This is a genomic window from Streptomyces sp. NPDC048018 (assembly GCF_043202995.1).
In the GTDB taxonomy this organism is placed as follows: domain Bacteria; phylum Actinomycetota; class Actinomycetes; order Streptomycetales; family Streptomycetaceae; genus Streptomyces.
The window spans coordinates 682,739-701,940 of the sequence record NZ_JBIDBK010000002.1 but is presented as its reverse complement, the minus strand read 5'-3'; the positions used below and the strand labels follow the sequence as shown (position 1 = coordinate 701,940).

The following is a 19,202-nucleotide window of genomic DNA, read 5'->3' as shown; positions in this document are numbered from 1 at the left end:
GCGCATGGTTGTTTCAGTTCATGAAGCATTTCTAGGAGGCTCCGCCATGTCCGTACTTCCCGCGTCCAGCCGTGAGTGGCACCTCGTCGCCCGCCCGCACGGCTGGCCCGTGCCCGCGGACTTCGCCCTTCGCGAGAAGCCGCTGACCGAGCCCGCCGAGGGCCGCGTCCTCGTGCGCAATCTGCACTTCTCCGTGGACCCGTACATGCGCGGCCGGATGAACGACGTCAAGTCCTACATCCCGCCCTTCCAGCTGGACCACCCGATGGACGGCGGCGCGGTCGGCGAGGTCGTCGCGTCCAACGCCGAGGGCTTCGCCGTCGGCGACCACGTGCTGCACGGCCTCGGCTGGCGCGAGTACGCCGACGTGCCCGCCCAGCACGCCACCAAGGTCGACCCCGAGCTCGCCCCGCTCTCCGCCTACCTGGGCGTCCTCGGCATGACCGGCCTCACCGCCTACGCCGGTCTCTTCGAGGTCGCGTCCTTCAAGGAGGGCGACGCCGTGTTCGTGTCCGGCGCGGCCGGCGCCGTCGGCAGCCAGGTCGGCCAGATGGCACGCCTCAGGGGCGCCTCCCGGGTGATCGGCTCGGCCGGCTCCGACGAGAAGGTCAAGTGGCTCGTCGAGGAGCTCGGCTTCGACGCCGCCTTCAACTACAAGAACGGTCCGGTCAAGGACCAGCTGCGCGAGGCCGCCCCGGACGGCATCGACGTCTACTTCGACAACGTCGGCGGCGAGCACCTCGAGGCCGCGATCTCCTCGCTCAACGTGCACGGCCGCGCCACCATCTGCGGCATGATCGCCCAGTACAACGACACCGAGCCGGTCCCCGGCCCGCGCAACATGGCGATGATCATCGGCAAGCGGCTCCGCCTGCAGGGCGTCCTCGTCGGCGACCACTACGGGCTGCAGCAGCAGTTCGTCCAGGAGGTCGGCGGGTGGCTGCGCTCCGGCGAGCTCAAGCACGGCGAGACCTTCGTCGAGGGCATCGAGAACGGCGTGGACGCCTTCCTCGGCATGCTCCGCGGTGACAACACCGGAAAGATGATCGTTTCGGTGACCCGCTAGTCTTCCCTCAGCCGTCGCGATCGTGGGCGCGAGTCGCGGCGAACGAAAAAGGGAAACACCAGCATGTCGATTCAGCAGTCCGACGTCCTGTACACCGCCGTCGCCACCGCCGAGAACGGTCGTGACGGCCGGGTCGCCACCGACGACGGCCGGCTCGACGTCGTCGTCAACCCGCCCAAGGCCATGGGCGGCTCCGGTGCGGGCACCAACCCGGAGCAGCTCTTCGCCGCCGGCTACAGCGCCTGCTTCCAGGGTGCGCTGGGTGTGGTGGGCCGCAACGAGAACGCCGACGTCTCCGGCTCGACCGTCACCGCCGAGGTCGGCATCGGCAAGAACGACGACGGCTTCGGCATCATCGTGAAGATCTCGGCGACCATCCCGAACGTGGACGCCGAGACCGCCAAGAGCCTCATCGAGAAGGCCCACCAGGTCTGCCCGTACTCGAAGGCGACCCGCGGCAACATCACGGTCGAGCTCGCCGTCTGAGCCGACCCGCCGCAGACTGAGAACGAGGGCCGCACCCTGACCGACCGGGGTGCGGCCCTCCCCGCGTTCCGGACGCCCGCCGGGCCGGGTCCCGCGGGGACGGGGCCGGACCGCGAAGAGGGGCTTCGCCGGATCCGCCACTAGGGTGATCGGCATGCGTGATTTCGGGGCAGGATTCCGTTACCTGTTGCAGGGACAGAAGTGGGTCGGCACTCACGGACGCTGGTTCGGGTTCGGGCTGCTGCCGGGGCTCGTCACCTTCGTCCTCTACGTGGGTGCGCTGGCCGGGCTCTTCTACGGGGCCGACGACCTGACGGCCTGGGCGACGCCGTTCGCCGACGACTGGGGTTCGCCCTGGCAGGGCGCGTTCCGTGGCGCCCTGACCTTCCTGGTCTTCGCGCTCGGCGTCTTCCTCGCCGTGATCACCTTCACCGCCGTGACGCTGCTGATCGGCCAGCCCTTCTACGAGTCGCTGTCCGAGGCGGTCGACCGCAGCGAGGGCGGCGAGGTCCCCGAGTCCGGGCTGCCGCTCTGGCGCGAGCTGTGGATCTCGGCCCGCGACAGCCTGCGCGTCCTCGTGCGCGTCGCGTTCTTCGGCATCCTGCTCGTCGCGGCCGGGTTCATCCCGGTGGTCGGCCAGACCGTGGTCCCCGCGCTCGGCTTCTGCGTCTCCGGCTTCTTCCTCGCGGAGGAGCTCACCGCGGTCGCGCTCCAGCGCCGCGGCATCGAGTTCAAGGAGCGCCTGCGCCTGCTGCGCGGCCGCAGGGCGGCCGCGCTCGGCTTCGGCGTCCCCCTCGTCCTCACCTTCCTCGTCCCCTTCGTCGCCGTCCTGCTGATGCCGGGCGCGGTCGCCGGAGCCACCCTGATGGCCCGCGAGCTGACCGGCGAGGCGGCGGACGGGACCGCGGACGACGACGCGGACGAGGACGGGAAGGGCCGGACGAGGGGAGCGGCACACCACACCGTCTGATCCGGCCCGGGCCCGGTCAGGGCTGCAGCGGGTGCTCCGGTGCGAGCACCGCCGCGATCCGCTCCGCGACCACCTCGGCCATGTTGCCGTCGGCGGTGTCCGGCGTCTTGGTCGCGGACACCGCGATGGAGAGGCGCTTCGACGGCAGGTACGCCTGGATCGCCGCGTACCCGGAGAAGGACGGGTTCTGCAGCAGCCAGGAGTTGGCGACGATGACCCCGAGTCCGAAGTGCTTGGCCTCGGTCTGCTTCAGACAGATGTCGGCCGGGCACTTCGCCGTCGGCACGCCGAGGCCGACCGTGCCCGGGTTCAGCAGGGTGCGGTACGAGCGCCGGGAGATCAGCTCGCCGCTGCCGATGCCCTGCGCCGAGCGGGCCATGTCGCACACGGTCGAGGTGATCACCGCGCCGGGCCCGGTGGTCCACGAGGGGTTCCAGAAGGTGGACTCCTCGTAGAGGCCGCGGTCCGAGGTGAAGGCGTGCAGCGCCGGTGCGGGGATCTCCGGCGTGGCGTTGCTCCGGGTGTTCCGCAGTCCCAGCGGGCCGGTGACCTGCTCCTCCACCAGCCGGTCGATCGGCTGCCCGGTGATCCGCTCCAGGGCGCGCTCCAGGAGCAGGTAGTTGGCGTGCGAATAGCTCCAGTTGGTGCCCGGCGCGTACCAGAAGTCGTGGGAGAACGGGAACGCGAGCAGCTCGTCGGGGGTCCAGGCGCGGAACGGGGCGGCCGTCAGCTCGGCCCCGAACGCGGGGTCGGTGACGTAGTCGTGCAGACCGCTGGTGTTGTTGGCCAGCATCCGCAGCGTGATCTCGTGCGCCCGCGGCACCTCGGGCAGCCAGGGCTCCACCGTGGCGTCGAGGTCGACCCGGCCCTGCTCCACCAGCCGCAGCAGGGCCGTGCCGATGTGGGCGAAGGCCACCGAGCCGGCCCGGAAGTGCATGTCGGGCTCGGCCGGGACGCCCGTCATCGACTCGCCGAGCGCGTCGGTGACGACCTCCCGTCCGCCGTCGGTGACCCGCAGCAGCACGGACTTCAGCTTGAGGTCCTGCTGGGCCCGGCGGGCGACGGCGATGACCTGGCGGCCCCGGGCGTCCAGGGGGTGCCGGGTCCGTACGCAGTCGCGGTCGCCGTGACCGCCGGGCGGCCCGGAGGGTGCGGCGGCGGCGCCGGCCGGGAGGACGGTGGCGATCAGGGCGGCGGCGAGGAGGGCCGCCCGGTTCCGGGGAGTGCGTCTCATGCCCGCACTATGTCCGGAAGGTCCGTCCCGTCCCGTCGAACACTCCGGGCGGGACCCGGGAGCCGCCCGGACGCCTCACAGCCCCACGACGACGAGCGCCGTGTCGTCCTTCGCGCCGCCCACCGGCAGCATCTCCAGGAGCAGCGCGTCGGCCAGGGCCTGCGGCCCCGCGCCGCGGTGCCTTCCCAGGACGGCGGCGAGGCGTGCGAGCCCGGCGTCGATGTCCTCTTCGCGCCGCTCGACCAGACCGTCGGTGTACAGGACCAGGCTGCTGCCCGGGGTGAACGCCGCCTCCGCCTGCGGGCGGGTCGTGTGCTCCAGGTGCGCCCCGAGCGGCGGGTCCGTCGCCCGGTCCAGGAACTCCACCGTCCCGTCCGGGTGGAGCAGGGCGGGCGGCAGGTGTCCGGCGCTGCTGTACGCGACGACCCGGCGGTCCCAGTCGATCAGGGTCTCCACGGCCGTCGAGTTCTCGGCACCCGCGACGGACCGGGCGTACAGGTCGAGCACGTCCAGGGCCTGTGAGGGCCCCTGCACGACCCGGGACGCGGCGCTGAGGGCACTGCGCAGCTGGCCCATCACCCCGGCCGCGGTCAGTCCGTGCCCCACCACGTCGCCGACGGCCACCCCGCCCCGGTCGCCGCCGGGCAGGGTGACCAGGTCGTACCAGTCCCCGCACACGTTCAGCGCGCCGACCGCCGGGCGGTAGCGCACGGCCGTCGGGTGCGACCCGATCGGCGTCGGCGCGGGCAGCATCGCCTCCTGCAGGGAGAGCGCCACCTCGCGCTCCCGGGCGTGCGCCGCCCGCAGGCGTTCGTTGACCTCCTGGAGCTCATGGGCCCGCGCGTACACCTCCGCCTCCAGGATCCGGGCGCCGCCGTCGCCGGGCCCGCCACTGGCCCGGATCAGCTCGGTGATCTCCTCCACGCGGTGGATGAGCAGCATCACCCGCCCGTCGGCGTCGAGCACGGGGACGTTGACCGGGCTCCAGTACCGCACGTCCCACTCCCCGGGCCGGTCGGTGCGCTCGACGTCGTAGCGCTGCGGGGCCATGGAGTCCCGCTCGCCGGTCTCGGCCACCCGGCGGAGCGACGCCACCAGGTTCCGTACCCCGTTCGCCGCCGGGTCGTTCGGGTTGTCGGGGAAGACGTCGAAGGGGCGCCGGCCGATGAGCTGCTCCCGGCTGCGCCCCGACAGGGCGATGTACTCCGCGTTGACGTCGACGTACTCCAGGTCGGGGGTGAGCAGCGCGACCATGCCGGGCAGCGCCCGGAACACGGCCGTGTAGTCGGTCACCGTCCCTCACCTCCGACACCAGGGTGCGCCGGGACGGGGCCCTTCACATCCCGGAGCGCGGCCGGGCGGGGTACGCCGGGGCCGCCCCTCCCCGCCCCGACCGGGGTACGCCCGGGCCGCCCCTCCCCGCCCCGACCGGGGGGCCGGCGGGGTGCCCCGCCGCGAGGGGGCCCGGGTGACGCCCCCGCCCCGGGGAGGGGGCGCCGGCTGCCCGGCCGCCGGTTCAGTCCAGGGCGGGGTGGAGCTCCGGGCGGGACTCCCACCAGATCCGGTGGAAGGCGTTGGCGGGGACGTTGTCCAGGTACGCGAGTCCCGCCGCCCGGTACAGCAGTCCGGCGCGCCGCTCGGACACCGCCGCCCGGTTCCAGGCGAGCCGGATGCGGCCGGTGACCGGGTCGCCGGCCAGCGGACGGAGCACCGTGCCCTCGGCGGGCGGCGCCGTCGGCTGGCTCACGGAGATCGCCCGGCCCGCCGCGATCAGGTCGTAGTGCATCTTCCGGTCGGCGATCCGGTAGCGCAGCCGCGGGGTGAACCCGGCCTTCGCGCAGGCGTCGACCAGCGCCTCCGGGCCGCCGTCGTCGTCCTCGACCATCGTCATCCAGGTCTCGCCCGCCAGGTCCGCGAGCTCGATCCGGTCCCGCCCGGCCAGCGGGTGGGCCGCGGACATGCGGACGCAGAACGGTTCCTTCGGTACGAGGGTGCGGGCCGCCACGCCGTCGGGCAGCGGGACCTCGTGGTCGGCGACCTCCCCGTACACGACGGCGTCGTACCGCCCGGCGGCGAGCAGCCGGGTGAGCGTGGTCACCGAGTGCTCGATGTCGACCTCGATCTCCTGGCCCGCGAACTCCTGCTCCAGCCGCCCGATCAGCCGGTCCACGAGGACCAGCAGGATGCAGCCGAGGCGCAGCGTCGGATGGGGCGCCGCGGCCCGCGCGCCGGCCGCGAGGGCGTCCATCTCGCCGAGCACCCGGCGCGCCTTGGACAGCACGAACTCGCCCAGCGGGGTGGGGTCCACGCCGTGCCGGCCACGGGTGAACAGCTCGCCGCCCGCGACCCGTTCGATACGCCGCAACTGGGCCGAGAGAGCCGGCTGGGACACCCCGAGCCGAGCCGCCGCACGCCCCAGACTGCCCGCCTCCGCTATCCGGCAGACGGCCTCAAGATGCCTCAACTCCAGCTGCATCCCAGCAGCGTAGGCACCCCGCACCCAGGGGCGGAGCCGTTCGGCATAACGCGTGTCTTATGCCCGGTGAGATGTCCCCCGTTGGGCATGTCCACGCCCATACTCGGCGCGTCCCACCGTCTCCCCCCACCCGAAACGGAGCAGACGTGCACCCCACCAGACTCACGGCGGCCCTGGCGGCGCTCGCCCTGACGGCGAGCCTCGCGGGCACCCTAGCGGGCACCGCGAACGCCGCCGCAGGACCGTCGCAGCCCGTACCGCCCGGGCACGGCAGGTCCCTCGCCCTCGCCGCCGCCGACAAGGCCGCCGACAGCGGACTCGACGGCCTGCGGCACGGCACCGACGAGGAACTCGTCCGCACCGCGGTCACCCCGTGGGCGGGCGGCCTCTACTACGCCGCCTACCAGCGCACCTACAAGGGCCTCCCGGTGGCCGGCGGCGACGCCGTCGTCGTCTCCGACAGCGCCGGCAAGGTCCGCGAGGTCGCCGCCGCGCCCGCCCCGGCCATCCGGCTCTCCACCAAGGCCACGGTCGGCTCCGCCGCCGCCCTGGCCACCGCCCGGGCGCAGCTGGCGGGCGTCGAGAGCGCCAGCACCCCCGAACTCACCGTGCTGCTCAAGGGGAACAAGCCGGTCCTCGCCTGGCACACCCTGGTGGTCGGCCGCACCGCCAAGGGCCTGCCGAGCTCGCTCGACACCTATGTGGACGCCCGCACCGGCAAGGTCACGCAGGCCACCGACAAGATCCTGCACGCCGACGGCCGGGGCTACCACAACGGCAACGTCACCATCGACACCGCCGCGACCTCGATGACCGACCCCAACCGCTCCGGCTTCCGGTGCGGCGGCCAGAACGGCAGCGCCTACACCGGCTCCCCGCCCTGGGGCAACGGCTCCGCCAACGACCTCGTGACCGCCTGCGTCGACATCATGTACGCGGCCCAGCGCGAGTCCGACATGCTCAAGCAGTGGTTCGGCTACAACGGCCAGAACGGCCAGGGCGGCATGGTCCCGGCCCGCGCCGGCCTGAGCGAGGTCAACGCCTACTACGACGGCACCAAGACCACCTACGGCCGCAACCAGAACGGCACGATGCAGCTCACCGGCATCGACGTCGTGGCCCACGAGTACGGTCACGAGATCTTCGACAGGACCCCGGGCAGCTCCGGCTCGTCCAACGAGAACGGGGGGATGAACGAGTCCACCGGCGACATATTCGGGGCGCTCACCGAGCACTTCGCCAACAACCCCAACGACACCCCGGACTACACGGTCGGCGAGAAGCTCAACTTCCTCGGCGACAACAAGCCCATCCGCTACATGTACAACCCCTCCCTGGCCGGCGACCCCAACTGCTACCCGCAGCTGAACTCCGGCACCGAGGTGCACGCCGCGGCCGGCCCGCAGAACCACTGGTTCTACCTGCTCGCCGAGGGCTCCAGCCCGGGCGGCGGAAAGCCCGCCAGCCCCGTGTGTTCCGGCGGCCCGTCGTCGGTGACCGGCATCGGCATCCAGAAGGCCGGCAAGATCTTCATGGGCGCCCTGCTGATGAAGACCTCCTCCTGGAACCACCTGGCCGCCCGCAAGGCGACCCTGGCCAGCGCCAAGAACACCTACGGCAGCGCCGAGTGCAACGCCGTGAAGACCGCCTGGAACGCCGTCGGCGTCCCGGCCCAGTCCGGCGAGACCGACTGCGGCGGCACCACCACGCCGGACTTCTCGCTCGCCCTGAACCCGGCCTCCGGCTCGGTCCAGCCCGGCGCCTCGGCCACCTCCACGGTCAACACCAGCACCACGGGCGGCAGCGCGCAGACCGTGCAGCTCTCCGCGAGCGGTGCCCCGGGCGGGGTGACCGTCTCCTTCAGCCCCTCCTCGGTGACCTCCGGCAACTCCTCGACCATGACCGTCCAGGTCGCGGCCGGCACCGCCAACGGCACCTACCCGATCACCGTCACCGGTACCGGCTCCGCCACGCACACCGTCACGTACCAGCTGTCGGTCGGCACGACGACGCCGCCCACCGGCTGCGCCGACACCGAGTACACGTACGAGGGTTCGCTGACCTCCGGTCAGGCCGAGGCCCAGCCGGACGGCTCGTACTACTACTCGGCGACCTCCGGCACCCACGTGGGCTGCCTGCGCGGTCCGGCCGGCACCGACTTCGACCTGTACCTGCAGAAGTGGAACGGGTCGGGCTGGGTGGACGTGGCGGTCGGCGGCACCGCGAGCGCCGACGAGGACATCACCTACAAGGGCACCGCGGGCTACTACCGCTACCTGGTCCACGCCTACAGCGGCTCCGGCGCGTACACGCTGGGCCTGAGCGCCCCGTAACAGGGGCGGGACACCGTCACGGGCAGGGGGTTCCGTGACGGGCCTCCCGGGCCGGGCGGCCGGTTCCTACCGGCCGTCCGGCACGTCCACGAGCACGTACCCCGGCCTGTCCGGGCCCGCGTCCGCGAGCCGCGTGCCGTCCGGCCCCCAGGCGCCGGCCAGCCCGCCGCCCACGCCGTCCTCGTTGCGGCCGAGGACGTTGCCGAGCACCACGTACAGGCCGAAGTCCCGGGCCCGCACCGGATAGACCGTCGCGAACGAGTCGTTGTCGGCCGACAGCACCGAACTCGCCAGGTACGCCCCGCAGGAGTCGGCGGCCGCCCGCTCGGCGAGCTCGGGGAAACGGTTGTCGTAGCAGGTGGCCAGGGCGAACCGGAGCCCGTCCAGCGTGAAGCGCCCGTCGGCCGTGCCCGGGGCGAAGACCTCGGCCTCGATCCCGTACAGGTGCTGCTTGTCGTAGCGGGTCAGCAGGGTCCCGTCCGGACCGACGACCAGCGTGGTGATGCCGGGCCGTCCGCCGGGCGTGCGCACCGGGCCGTTGACCACGGCCGCGGCCCCGGCCGCCCGGCAGGCCTCCCGCACGGGTTCGAGGCGCGGGTCGTCCTCGGTGAGGACGAGGCCGGGGGAGCGGTGGACCAGGCTCGGCTCGTAGCCGGTCAGCGCCAGCTCGGCGAAGACCACCAGCCTCGCCCCCTCCGCCCCGGCGGCACGGACCGTCGCGGCGATCGAGCGGACGTTGGCGGCGATGTCCCCGGCGACCGGGGTGAACTGCGTGGCGGCGACGATCATGACCGCCATCATCCCGCGCCCGACTGTAAGGGTCAATGGCGCTCGGCGGGTATTAGTGCGTGGTCCGTCGCGCGCACCGGCCCGGGAAAGGCCTGACGAGCCCCCCGGCCGCACCCCGGCCCCGGACCCGCGGCCGCCGCCCGGCCGTCACCGCAGGGGAGGCGCGGCCCGGACGGCACGGCCCGGCGCGGCGGGCGGGGCGCCGAACGAGTGGACTCGCCGGGGTGCGGGCCACGGGCGCCGGTCCGGCGCGGGGAGCGGTGGTGATCTGTGGCCGTCCGCCCCCGTGACCCTGGAAGAGGCGCCCCATGAGACGTACCTCCCCCCGCCGGCTGCTCGCCGCGACGCTGCTCGTGGCGTCCGTGCTGGCCCCGATCACGACGGCCCCCGCCACGGCCGTGCCCGCCGTGCCCGCGGTGCCCGCCCCGGGCGCCGGCCCGCACCACGGCGACGACTGCCCGCACGGTCTCGGTCCCGCGCTGAGCGCCAAGCTGGACAGGACCGTCGAGGACGTCCGCAAGCAGGCCGGCATCCCCGGCCTCGTCGTCGGCCTGTGGATGCCCGGCAAGGGGTGCTACGTCCGCGCGACCGGCATCGCCGACAAGGCCACCGGGCGTCCGATGTTCACCGACACCTACACGCGCATCGGCAGCGTGACCAAGACCTTCACCGTCACCGCGCTGCTCGAACTCGTCGACCAGGGCAAGGTCGGGCTGGACGACCCGATCGACACGTACGTCCGCGGCGTCCCGAACGGCGACAAGATCACCCTGCGCCACCTCGCCGAGATGCGCAGCGGCCTCTTCCCGTACACGTCCGACCCCGACTTCATCCACGACCTGCTGAGCGAGCCGGAGCGCGCCTTCAACCCGTGGGAGGTCCTCTCCTACGGCTACCGCCACGCGAACACCTTCGAGCCGGGCGCGAAGTTCGAGTACTGCAACTCCAACCTGACCCTGCTCGGCCTGGTGGTCGAGAAGGTCACCGGCCAGACGCTCGCCGACGTCATCCGCACGCACGTGGTCCGTCCCGCGGGGCTGCGCCACAGCTTCCTGCCGGAGGGCGCCGAGTTCCCCGAGCCGCACGCGCACGGCTACAGCAACCAGACGCTCAGCGGCGCCGTCGAGGACACCACGGACTGGAACCCCAGCTGGGCCTGGGCCGCCGGCGGGATGATCTCGAACCTGCAGGACCTGCGCCGCTGGGCCCCGGTGCTCGCCACCGGCAAGCTGCTCAGCCCCGAGACCCAGGCCCAGCGCCTCAAGACGCTGCCGACCGGCTTCCCCGGGACCACCTACGGCCTCGGCATCCTGGAGACCAACGGCTGGATCGGGCACAACGGCTCCCTGCCCGGCTACGAGACGGTGACCGTCTATCTGCCGCAGGAGAAGGCGACCCTGGTCCTCATCCTGAACACGGACTCCCTCGTGGACGGGCAGGAGCCGTCGACCCTCGTGGCCCGGGCGATCACCTCCGTGGTCACCCCGGACCACGTCTACGCCGGCAAGGTCGTCTCCCCCTAGGTCCGCGCGGCCCCCGCGGCCCCCGCGGCGACCGACACGATCACCCGCACCTGCGCGATGATGTCGAGCCGGTTCCGGACGAACCCGGGATCGGTGACCGTGCCCGTCGCCGGGTCCGTGTTCCCGGCGCCGAACTCCAGCACCGGGGTGTGCACATGACCGCCCGGCAGCTTCGTCAGGCCGAGCCGGTCGCGCAGCAGGGTCGCCCGGTAGGCGATCTCGTTGGACAGGTAGTTCCCGCCGCCGCCCGCCCGGGCGGCGGAACCGGGCGTCGGGCCGTCGGGGCGCACCACGGGGGTGTCCGAGCCGGCCGGGAGCTCGGTCACGGTGGTGTTGTCGTACACGGGGAAGCGGCCGGTCGGCGTGGCGGTGATCGCCCCGTACGGGAGGGTGGTCGACGTCCACTGCGGCTGGCTGCCGGGGTCGGCGACGGGCACGGTCTCCGTACGGGAGCGGTTCTCGTTGTCCGGGAAGCCGCCGCGCCAGGCCCCGTTGGTCCGCTCGACGTCGAAGCGGCCCGGCCGGCCCTGGCTGACCGTGGTGAAGAGGTCGACCTCCGGCAGGTGCGGGGCCAGCGTCCGTTCGACCGTGCCGTCGGCGAAGTCCTGCCAGCGCACCGGGAACACGGCCGTCTCGACCCGGGCGAGTGAGCCGTCGGCGGTACGCAGCCAGGTGCCGTCCAGGGCGAGCGCGGTGGCCCCGGACGGATTGCTGATGCGGGTGTCCCGGTCGAGCGTGAACGGGTCGAAGCCGGTCAGCAGGATCCGCTTCACGCCCTTGCCGGCCGGGAAGCGGATCGCGTCCTGCCCGCGCGAGGAGCGTTCGAGCCGGTCCAGCAGCCGGGCGCGGCCCTCCTCGCCGAGCCCGAACCCCGGCCGCCAGGAACGCAGTTCACGCGTGAGCGCCAGCCGCGCCCAGTACAGCGGCCGGTCGTCGTCCCGGCTGAGGTCACCGCCAGCCGGGCCCCGCCCCTGCGCCCGGTCCACCGCCCGGCTCCAGAGCCGGGAGCCGTGTCGCGCGACGGTCCGCTCGGCCTGCGGGAAGGTCCGGGCGCCGGAGAGCGCGGCCGTGAACTCCGGCGCCAGGGAGTCGAATCCGCTGCGCCGCAGGATCTCCTGGGGGACCGCCCGGTCGAGCCGGGCCTCCTCGGCGGTGACGGCCGGAGCCGCCGTCGCCGGGGCCTGCGGGGCCCCCGACGCGAGGGAGAGGGAGGCGGCGCAGAGGGCGAGGGCGAGCGTGCTGCGTATCGGGGGCACAGGGGTCCTTCCGTACGGCGGTGACGGGCCGCCGGAAGTATCCCGTCGCACCGGCGCCCCCGCTACGGCGCCCTTTCCGCCACTCCCGCCCCACCGGCTCCGTCGCGCCGCCACGGTGAGGGCGCCCCGGCCATGGCGTCTCCGCCGTCCCGCGGCGGCCGTGTCCGCGCCCGCCGCACCGCCGTCGCCCCGTCGCCGCGGCCGGGTCGGCCCGCCGTGCGCCTTCGCCGTGCAGGGGGGGCGTACCGCCTTAGCCGTACCGCCTTCGCCGTACCGCCGGGGCCCTTCGCTACGGTGCCCTGACCCGCCCCTCCTTGAGCAGTGCGAGGAAGTCGCGGAAGGCGGCCGGCATGTCCACCGCGTCCGGGTCGAGCAGCCACTGGAACTGCAGCCCGTCCATCACCGCCGTGAGCAGCGGCGCCGCCCGCTCCGGGGTGAGGCCGCCGGGCAGTTCGTCGCCGCACTCGGCGCGCAGGACCTCGGCCATGTTCTCCCGCACCTGGGTGTAGCGCTCGGTGAAGAAGGCCCGGGCCGGATGGTCCTCCGTGACGCTCTCGCCGAGCAGGGCCGAGAAGGTCTGCACGATGCCCGGGCGCATCGCGTTGTAGTCGACGAGCGACTCCATGAGGTCCAGCCGCCACTTCCCCGGGTCCCGCGCCCCGCTGGTGTCCCAGCGGTCGCGTTCCTCCAGGACCGCGACGAGCAGCGCCTCCTTGGTCGGGAAGTAGTGCAGCAGGCCCTGCTGGGTCAGTCCGACCCGCTCCGCCACGGCGCCGAGGGACGCCCCGCGGTAGCCGCGCTCGGCGATCACCTCCAGGGCGGCCCGGACGATCTCCGTCCGCCGCTCCTCGCTCCTGGCCCGTGCCATGGCCCCGTCCCCCTTCCGAAGATCCCTGTCGAGAAGGACCGTACGCCATCGTTTGATAACGAAATTCTAACGTAACCTACCGATCTACAGGTAGGGGAGTCACCATGGGCCGCACAACGCCCACTACGAGGAGGTACGGCCGTGGCAGACACGAACCAGGTGCGCGAACAGGCCGTCGAGACGGCTCTGGCCAGGCTCGGCCTGGACGCCAGGACCCGGCTGCTGGCCGGACAGGACATGTGGTCCCTGCCGGCCCTGCCCGAGATCGGCCTGGCCTCGCTGGTCATGTCCGACGGCCCCATCGGCGTCCGCGGCGTCCGCTGGACCGCCGACGACCCGTCCGTCGCCCTGCCGTCCCCGACGGCGCTCGCCGCCGCCTGGGACCCGGCCCTCGCCCGCCGGGCCGGCCGGCTGCTCGCCCAGGAGGCCCGCCGCAAGGGCGTCCACGTCCTCCTCGCCCCCACCGTCAACCTGCACCGCACCCCGCTCGGCGGCCGCCACTTCGAGGCCTACAGCGAGGACCCGTTCCTGACCGGCGTCGTCGGCACCGGCTACGTGCAGGGCGTCCAGGACGGGGGCGTCGGCACCACGGTCAAGCACTTCGTCGGCAACGACGCGGAGACCGACCGCTTCACCGTCGACAACCGGATCGCCCCGCGCCCGCTGCGCGAGCTCTATCTCGCCCCCTTCGAGGCCATCGTCAGGAACGCCCACCCCTGGGGCGTCATGACCGCCTACAACCAGGTCAACGGCACCCCCATGAGCGAGCACCGCCACCTCGTGAACGAGGTCCTGCGCGGCGAGTGGGGCTTCGACGGCTTCACCGTCTCCGACTGGATGGCCGCCCGCTCCACCAAGGGCGGCATCGAGGGCGGCCTCGACGTCGCCATGCCCGGCCCGCGGACCGTCTACGGCGAGGCGCTCGCCGCCGCCGTCCGGGCCGGCGAGGTCGAGGAGACCGCCGTCGACGCCGCCGTGCGCAACGTCCTGCGGCTCGCCGCCCGCGTCGGCGCCCTCGAAGGCGCCCCGCCGGCCGTCACCGAGCCGCCCGCCGCCCTCGACGGCGACGCGCTCGCCCGCGAGATCGCCCGCCGCGGCTTCGTCCTCGTACGCAACGAGGGCGCGGCGCTCCCCCTCGGCCGGGGGACCGTCGCCCTCTCCGGCGCCGCCGCCCGCGACGCCCGGGTCCTCGGCGGCGGCTCCGCCCAGGTGTTCCCCCACCACACCGTCTCGCCGCTCGACGGCCTCGCCGCCGCACTCGCGGCGTCCTCGATCGGTGGCCTCACGTACTCGGTCGGCGCCGACCCCAGCGAGGAGCTCGCCCCCGCCGACCAGGGCTTCAGCCTCCGTGCCGTCTGCCGGGACGCCGCCGGCGACGTCCTCGGCGAGGGCAGCCTGCCCAACGGCCAGGTCCAGTGGATCGGCGACGACCTCCCGGCCGGCGTCACCCACGAGGCCCTCGCCTCCGTCGAGGTCATCGGCACCTTCACCCCGCGGGAGAGCGGCGAGCACGCCTTCGGCACCCGTGGCCTCGGCGCCTACGCGCTGCGCGTCGGCGGACGCCTCCTCTTCGACGGCGTGCAGGCCATGGGGGCCGAGAGCGACCCCTTCGAGGCCTTCTTCGGCTCCCCCGTCGAGCGCGGCAGGATCGCCCTCACGGCCGGTGAGACCGTCGAGGTCTCCCTGCTCCACACCCTGGACAAGGAGTTCGCGGCCCCGCTGCCGGCGGTCATGTTCTCCTTCGTCCACCTCGGGCCTCGCCGGGACCCCGACGAACTGATCGCCGAAGCCGTCGAGGCCGCCCGCGCCGCCGACACCGCCGTCGTGGTCGTCGCCACCACGGAACGCGTCGAGTCCGAGGGATTCGACCGCAAGGACCTGGCCCTGCCCGGCCGCCAGGACGACCTCGTCCGCGCCGTCGCCGCGGCCAACCCGAACACCGTGGTCGTGGTCAACGCGGGGTCCCCCGTGGAGCTGCCCTGGCGCGAGGACGTGGCCGCGATCCTGCTCAGCTGGTTCCCCGGCCAGGAGGGCGGTGCCGCCCTCGCCGACGTCCTCACCGGCGCCGAGGAGCCGGGCGGCCGCCTCCCCACCACCTGGCCGGTCGCCCTCGCCGACGTCCCCGTCGCCGAGGTCACCCCGACCGACGGCGAACTCCACTACGCCGAGGGCGTGTTCATCGGATACCGGGCCTGGGACAGGGCCGGTTCCGTCCCCGCCTACGCCTTCGGGCACGGGCTCGGCTACACCACCTGGGCGTACGAATCCCTCGTCGTCACCCCGGAGACCGCCACCGTCCGTCTCACCAACAGCGGGGGACGCACCGGCCGCGAGGTCGTCCAGATCTATCTCGCGCCCGTCGCCGACGGCGTGGAGCGGCCCGCCCGCTGGCTGGCCGGATTCGCGAACGTCGAGGCCGTGGCGGGGGAGACCGTCGAGGTCACCGTCGAACTGCCGCGCCGCGCCTTCGAGATCTGGGACGAGGACAGGAACGCCTGGAGCTTCGTGTCCGGCGGCTACGAGGTCCTCGCCGCCCACTCCCTCGCCGACGTCCGCCTGACGGCCCGCCTGGACGTCTGACCCGTCCCCGGCGCGGACCGGGCCCCCGGACGGCCCCGGAGCGGACCTGACGCCCGCTCCGGGGCTACTTCCGGGTGACCTGGCGGTACGCGATCTCCGCGAGCCGCGCCTGGCCGTCCCTGCTCGGGTGGAAGAAGTCCCAGGGGCTCAGCTGCCTGCCCTCGAAGGCGAAGCCGAACACCGCCCCGCCGTCGTACCGGCAGCGCACGTCCTTCGCGCACACCTCCCGCAGCACCCCGTTGTAGGCCACGACCCGCTCCCGCACCCGCGCCCTGCGCCGCTCGGCCGCCGGGCCCAGATCCTCGGGGTCCGCGAGCATCGCCCCGCAGATGCCGAGGCTCCACACCTGACGTCCCGTCGGGCTGACCCGGCCGGTCTCCCAGAGCCGGTGCAGGTCCGGCACGCTCGACACGTACACCTGCGCCTTCGGCGCCCCGGCCCGCAGCCTGCCGAGCGCCGCCGTGAAGGAGGCGCGGAACTCCTCGACCGGGGTCATCTGTTCCGGACGGGGCCGGCACGCGTCGTTCGCGCCCATCATCACCGTCACCAGCTCCGGGCGTTCGGCCGCCGCCGCGGCCATCTGCTCCGGCAGCTCCGCCATCCGCGCCCCGCTGCGCGCCAGGTTCCAGCTCTTCCCGGCGACCCCCGCGGGGCCCAGCAGCCGCAGCGCGAGGCTGTTGACCGTGCTGTCCGTCCCGGTCGCCCAGGACACCTCGGGACAGTCGGCCAGGACCGAGCAGGCGTCGAAGGCGCGGGTGATGGAGTCCCCGACGGCGGCGACGGAGGCGGGCGAGGAGTTCCACACGGGCGTCTGCCCGGGCCGGGGCGTGGGGGCCGCCGCCTCGGGACCGCCCGCCGAACAGCCGGCCAGCGCCGCCGCGCACAGCAGTGCCGTCGCGGCCGCGACCGCACGCAATCCTCGTCGCCCGCGCATCCCCGGGGCCCCTCCTCGGCGTCCTCGCGGGTGAAAGCTTGGTGTCCACCCGCCCCCGACCGACCGTACGTCACCCCGACGAGGGCGCGGCACGGTAGCTTTTCCCCCGTCGAACCTGAGGCGCCCCTTGCCGATCGGCTCCGGTAAATTACATCACGTCACATGCTGTCCCCTTTTTGGGGGTTTGCGAAGCCCCCTCTTCGTGATGTTGTTTACTGAGGCCGCTGGGAAGGCGAACCTCGTCCCCACACTGGAGGTCCCGGTGACGACACGTGGAGTCCTGTACGTACACTCCGCACCACGTGCGCTCTGCCCGCACGTCGAATGGGCGGTCGCGGGCGTCCTCGGTGCGAGGGTCCAGCTCGACTGGATCCGCCAGCCGGCGTCCCCCGGGACCTGGAGAGCCGAGTTCTCCTGGCAGGGGCAGACCGGCACCGCGTCCAAACTCGCCTCCGCCCTGCGTGGCTGGCAGATGCTCCGCTTCGAGGTCACCGCCGAGCCCTGCCCCACCGCCGAGGGCGAGCGCTACAGCGCCACCCCCGAGCTCGGCATCTTCCACGCGGTCACCGGCATCCACGGCGACATCCTGATCCCCGAGGACCGGCTGCGCGCCGCCCTGGCCCGGGCGGCGCAGGGCGAGACGGTCCTGGAGGCCGAGATCGCCAGGCTCCTCGGCAAGCCCTGGGACGACGAGCTCGAACCCTTCCGCTACGCGGGCGAGGGCGCCCCGGTCCGCTGGCTCCACCAGGTCGTCTGACCCCCGGCCCGGCCCCGCCGCTGCCCCTCTGCCCCTGCCGCCACAGGGGCCTTCAGGCCTGCCCGCCCCGGCCTCGTCCGGGGCCCGCGAGGACGTGGTCGCGTACGGCCTCCGGGGTCCGCGAGCCCCTGGCTCCGTACCCGCTCCGGCCCAGGCCGGCGCGCACACGGCGGCAGCCGCTCCCCGGTGGGCGTTTCGGCGCCTTCCCCCCGGTCGGCGCGGGTACGGCGAAGGCCCCCTGCCGTGACGTTCCGGCAGGGGGCCCTCGTCGGGGTGTGGCGGTGGATCAGACCGTGCGGAAGGCCAGGACCACGTTGTGCCCGCCGAAACCGAACGAGTTGTTGATCGCCGCGATCGTGCCCTGCGGCAGCTCGCGCGGCTCGCCGCGGACGATGTCGGCGTCGACCTCCGGGTCCAGGTCGTCGACGTTGATGGTCGGCGGCGCCAGCCGGTTGTGGAGCGCCAGGACCGTCGCGACGGTCTCGATGCCGCCCGCGCCGCCCAGGAGGTGGCCCGTCATCGACTTCGTCGCGGAGACCGCGACGTGGTCCAGGTCGTCGCCCAGGATCTTGCGCAGCGCCTTGATCTCGGCGACGTCGCCCTGTGGCGTCGACGTGGCGTGGGCGTTGAGGTGGACGACCTCGGACGGCTTCAGGTCGGTCGCGTCGAGGAGGTTCTGCAGCGCCGCGGCGATGCCCCGGCCGGTCGGCTCGGGCTGCGCGATGTGGTGGCTGTCGGCCGACAGGCCCTGCCCCAGCACCTCGCAGTAGATCTTCGCGCCGCGCGCCTTCGCGTGCTCCTCGGACTCGATCACGATCACGCCCGCGCCCTCGCCCAGGACGAAGCCGTCCCGGCCCTTGTCGTAGGGGCGCGAGGCCTTCTCGGGCTCGTCGTTGCTCTTGGACATCGCCATCATGTTGGCGAAGGCCGCGATCGGCAGCGGGTGGATCGCCGCCTCGGTGCCGCCGGCGACGACCACGTCGGCACGGCCGGTGCGGATCATCTCGACGGCGTAGCCGATGGCCTCGGCACCCGACGCGCACGCGGACACGGGGGTGTGCACGCCCGCCCGGGCGTTCACCTCCAGGCCGACGTTGGCGGAGGGGCTGTTGGGCATCAGCATCGGCACGGTGTGCGGGGAGACCCGGCGGACGCCGGAGTCCTTCAGCACGTCGTACTGGTCGAGCAGGGTGGTGACACCACCGATGCCGGAGGCGATGACGGAGCCGAGCCGCTCGGGCACGACCTTGTCGTCCTCGCCGGCCGGGCCGGTGAAGCCCGCGTCGGCCCACGCCTCACGGGCCGCGATCAGCGCGAACTGCGCCGAACGGTCCAGCTTGCGGGACAGCGGGCGGGGGAGCACCTCGGTCGGGTCCACCGCGGCACGGGCCGCGATGCGAACGGGCAGCTCAGCGAAGCGCTCCCCGTCGAGGGGCTTGACGCCGGAGCGTCCCGCGATCAGACCTTCCCAGGTCGATGCGGAGTCGCCACCCAGCGGAGTGGTTGCGCCGATACCGGTGACGACCACGGTGCGATTGGTCGAGCTCACAGGAAATCTTTCTCCATGTGTGTGATGGTCGGAAAACGGCGCCACCGCTGGGTGGCGGACCGGGTCAGCTAGGCCGAATCAGGCCTGGTGCTTCAGGATGTACTCGGTCGCGTCGCCGACGGTCTTGAGGTTCTTGACGTCCTCGTCCGGGATCTTGACGTCGAAGCGCTCTTCGGCGGCGACGACGACCTCGACCATGGACAGGGAGTCGACGTCCAGGTCGTCGGTGAAGGACTTGTCGATCTCGACGTCCTCGACCGGGATGCCGGCGATCTCGTTCACGATCTCAGCGAGACCGGCGACGATCTCTTCCTGGGTGGCGGCCATTCTGGCGCTCCTTCTTGTGTGTACTGGGGTGACAAGCTTCCGGGAGATCCGGAG

The 19,202-nt window shown here is 73.3% G+C and carries 16 protein-coding genes; 7 read left to right on the top strand and 9 right to left on the bottom strand.

Going from position 1 to position 19,202, the window contains the following annotated elements:
* Positions 1 to 46: 46 nt before the first annotated feature.
* The 3 genes from ACGF1Z_RS09085 (at position 47) to ACGF1Z_RS09075 (ending at position 2,522) form a co-directional block, all read left to right on the top strand.
* Positions 47 to 1,066, top strand: coding sequence for an NADP-dependent oxidoreductase (locus ACGF1Z_RS09085; RefSeq protein WP_393001566.1), 1,020 nt, complete (start codon positions 47 to 49; stop codon positions 1,064 to 1,066).
* 63 nt (positions 1,067 to 1,129) lie between these two features.
* Positions 1,130 to 1,552 carry an organic hydroperoxide resistance protein gene (locus ACGF1Z_RS09080; RefSeq protein ID WP_393001564.1) on the top strand — a complete coding sequence of 141 codons (423 nt, stop codon included), beginning with the start codon at positions 1,130 to 1,132 and terminating at the stop codon, positions 1,550 to 1,552.
* Positions 1,553 to 1,706: 154 nt separating this feature from the next.
* Positions 1,707 to 2,522 (top strand): EI24 domain-containing protein, encoded by an 816-nt coding sequence (locus tag ACGF1Z_RS09075; RefSeq protein WP_393001562.1) that lies wholly within the window; start codon positions 1,707 to 1,709, stop codon positions 2,520 to 2,522.
* A 16-nt stretch (positions 2,523 to 2,538) separates the two neighbouring features.
* On the opposite strand, the gene ACGF1Z_RS09070 is transcribed toward ACGF1Z_RS09075, so the two are convergent.
* The 3 genes from ACGF1Z_RS09070 to ACGF1Z_RS09060 form a co-directional block, all read right to left on the bottom strand.
* Positions 2,539 to 3,756: a serine hydrolase domain-containing protein gene (locus ACGF1Z_RS09070; protein WP_393001560.1), complete on the bottom strand. Its 1,218-nt coding sequence runs from the start codon at positions 3,754 to 3,756 to the stop codon at positions 2,539 to 2,541.
* Positions 3,757 to 3,831: 75 nt separating this feature from the next.
* On the bottom strand, positions 3,832 to 5,049 hold the full coding sequence (locus ACGF1Z_RS09065; RefSeq protein ID WP_393001558.1) for a SpoIIE family protein phosphatase: 1,218 nt from the start codon (positions 5,047 to 5,049) through the stop codon (positions 3,832 to 3,834).
* Positions 5,050 to 5,272: 223 nt separating this feature from the next.
* Positions 5,273 to 6,232: a LysR family transcriptional regulator gene (locus ACGF1Z_RS09060; protein ID WP_393001556.1), complete on the bottom strand. Its 960-nt coding sequence runs from the start codon at positions 6,230 to 6,232 to the stop codon at positions 5,273 to 5,275.
* Positions 6,233 to 6,378: 146 nt separating this feature from the next.
* Here ACGF1Z_RS09060 and ACGF1Z_RS09055 point away from each other — a divergent pair, with 146 nt between their 5' ends.
* Positions 6,379 to 8,565, top strand: coding sequence for a M4 family metallopeptidase (locus ACGF1Z_RS09055; protein ID WP_393001554.1), 2,187 nt, complete (start codon positions 6,379 to 6,381; stop codon positions 8,563 to 8,565).
* A 66-nt stretch (positions 8,566 to 8,631) separates the two neighbouring features.
* On the opposite strand, the gene ACGF1Z_RS09050 is transcribed toward ACGF1Z_RS09055, so the two are convergent.
* Complete coding sequence (locus ACGF1Z_RS09050; RefSeq protein ID WP_393001552.1) at positions 8,632 to 9,354, bottom strand: carbon-nitrogen hydrolase family protein; 723 nt, start codon at positions 9,352 to 9,354, stop codon at positions 8,632 to 8,634.
* Positions 9,355 to 9,662: 308 nt separating this feature from the next.
* Between ACGF1Z_RS09050 and ACGF1Z_RS09045 the strand changes: the two genes are divergently transcribed.
* The gene (locus ACGF1Z_RS09045; protein WP_393001550.1) at positions 9,663 to 10,877 is read left to right on the top strand and encodes a serine hydrolase domain-containing protein; all 1,215 of its coding nucleotides are present in this window, start codon (positions 9,663 to 9,665) and stop codon (positions 10,875 to 10,877) included.
* Here the strand turns inward: ACGF1Z_RS09045 and ACGF1Z_RS09040 are convergent.
* Positions 10,874 to 12,133, bottom strand: a complete 1,260-nt coding sequence (locus ACGF1Z_RS09040; protein ID WP_393001548.1) for a pyroglutamyl peptidase — start codon at positions 12,131 to 12,133, stop codon at positions 10,874 to 10,876. The two genes, ACGF1Z_RS09045 and ACGF1Z_RS09040, sit on opposite strands and share 4 nt — an antisense overlap.
* Positions 12,134 to 12,422: 289 nt before the next feature.
* On the bottom strand, positions 12,423 to 13,001 hold the full coding sequence (locus tag ACGF1Z_RS09035; RefSeq protein ID WP_393001546.1) for a TetR/AcrR family transcriptional regulator: 579 nt from the start codon (positions 12,999 to 13,001) through the stop codon (positions 12,423 to 12,425).
* A 141-nt stretch (positions 13,002 to 13,142) separates the two neighbouring features.
* On the opposite strand from ACGF1Z_RS09035, the gene ACGF1Z_RS09030 reads away from it, so the two are divergent.
* Complete coding sequence (locus ACGF1Z_RS09030; RefSeq protein WP_393001544.1) at positions 13,143 to 15,581, top strand: glycoside hydrolase family 3 protein; 2,439 nt, start codon at positions 13,143 to 13,145, stop codon at positions 15,579 to 15,581.
* 64 nt (positions 15,582 to 15,645) lie between these two features.
* Here ACGF1Z_RS09030 and ACGF1Z_RS09025 read toward each other — a convergent pair whose 3' ends face one another.
* Positions 15,646 to 16,515 (bottom strand): SGNH/GDSL hydrolase family protein, encoded by an 870-nt coding sequence (locus ACGF1Z_RS09025; RefSeq protein ID WP_393001542.1) that lies wholly within the window; start codon positions 16,513 to 16,515, stop codon positions 15,646 to 15,648.
* 262 nt (positions 16,516 to 16,777) lie between these two features.
* On the opposite strand from ACGF1Z_RS09025, the gene ACGF1Z_RS09020 reads away from it, so the two are divergent.
* Positions 16,778 to 17,272, top strand: coding sequence for a DUF3145 domain-containing protein (locus ACGF1Z_RS09020; RefSeq protein WP_393001540.1), 495 nt, complete (start codon positions 16,778 to 16,780; stop codon positions 17,270 to 17,272).
* A 286-nt stretch (positions 17,273 to 17,558) separates the two neighbouring features.
* Here ACGF1Z_RS09020 and fabF read toward each other — a convergent pair whose 3' ends face one another.
* On the bottom strand, positions 17,559 to 18,821 hold the full coding sequence (fabF, locus tag ACGF1Z_RS09015) for a beta-ketoacyl-ACP synthase II (protein WP_393001538.1): 1,263 nt from the start codon (positions 18,819 to 18,821) through the stop codon (positions 17,559 to 17,561).
* 78 nt (positions 18,822 to 18,899) lie between these two features.
* The gene (locus ACGF1Z_RS09010; protein ID WP_382480027.1) at positions 18,900 to 19,148 is read right to left on the bottom strand and encodes an acyl carrier protein; all 249 of its coding nucleotides are present in this window, start codon (positions 19,146 to 19,148) and stop codon (positions 18,900 to 18,902) included.
* Positions 19,149 to 19,202: the final 54 nt, after the last annotated feature.

Coding starts and splice junctions, on each gene's coding strand:
- ACGF1Z_RS09085 (WP_393001566.1), top strand. CDS start 47: ATGTCCGTACTTCCCGCGTCCAGCCGTGAGTGGCACCTCGTCGCCCGC.
- ACGF1Z_RS09080 (WP_393001564.1), top strand. CDS start 1,130: ATGTCGATTCAGCAGTCCGACGTCCTGTACACCGCCGTCGCCACCGCC.
- ACGF1Z_RS09075 (WP_393001562.1), top strand. CDS start 1,707: ATGCGTGATTTCGGGGCAGGATTCCGTTACCTGTTGCAGGGACAGAAG.
- ACGF1Z_RS09070 (WP_393001560.1), bottom strand. CDS start 3,756: ATGAGACGCACTCCCCGGAACCGGGCGGCCCTCCTCGCCGCCGCCCTG.
- ACGF1Z_RS09060 (WP_393001556.1), bottom strand. CDS start 6,232: ATGCAGCTGGAGTTGAGGCATCTTGAGGCCGTCTGCCGGATAGCGGAG.
- ACGF1Z_RS09050 (WP_393001552.1), bottom strand. CDS start 9,354: ATGATCGTCGCCGCCACGCAGTTCACCCCGGTCGCCGGGGACATCGCC.
- ACGF1Z_RS09045 (WP_393001550.1), top strand. CDS start 9,663: ATGAGACGTACCTCCCCCCGCCGGCTGCTCGCCGCGACGCTGCTCGTG.
- ACGF1Z_RS09035 (WP_393001546.1), bottom strand. CDS start 13,001: ATGGCACGGGCCAGGAGCGAGGAGCGGCGGACGGAGATCGTCCGGGCC.
- ACGF1Z_RS09025 (WP_393001542.1), bottom strand. CDS start 16,515: ATGCGCGGGCGACGAGGATTGCGTGCGGTCGCGGCCGCGACGGCACTG.
- ACGF1Z_RS09010 (WP_382480027.1), bottom strand. CDS start 19,148: ATGGCCGCCACCCAGGAAGAGATCGTCGCCGGTCTCGCTGAGATCGTG.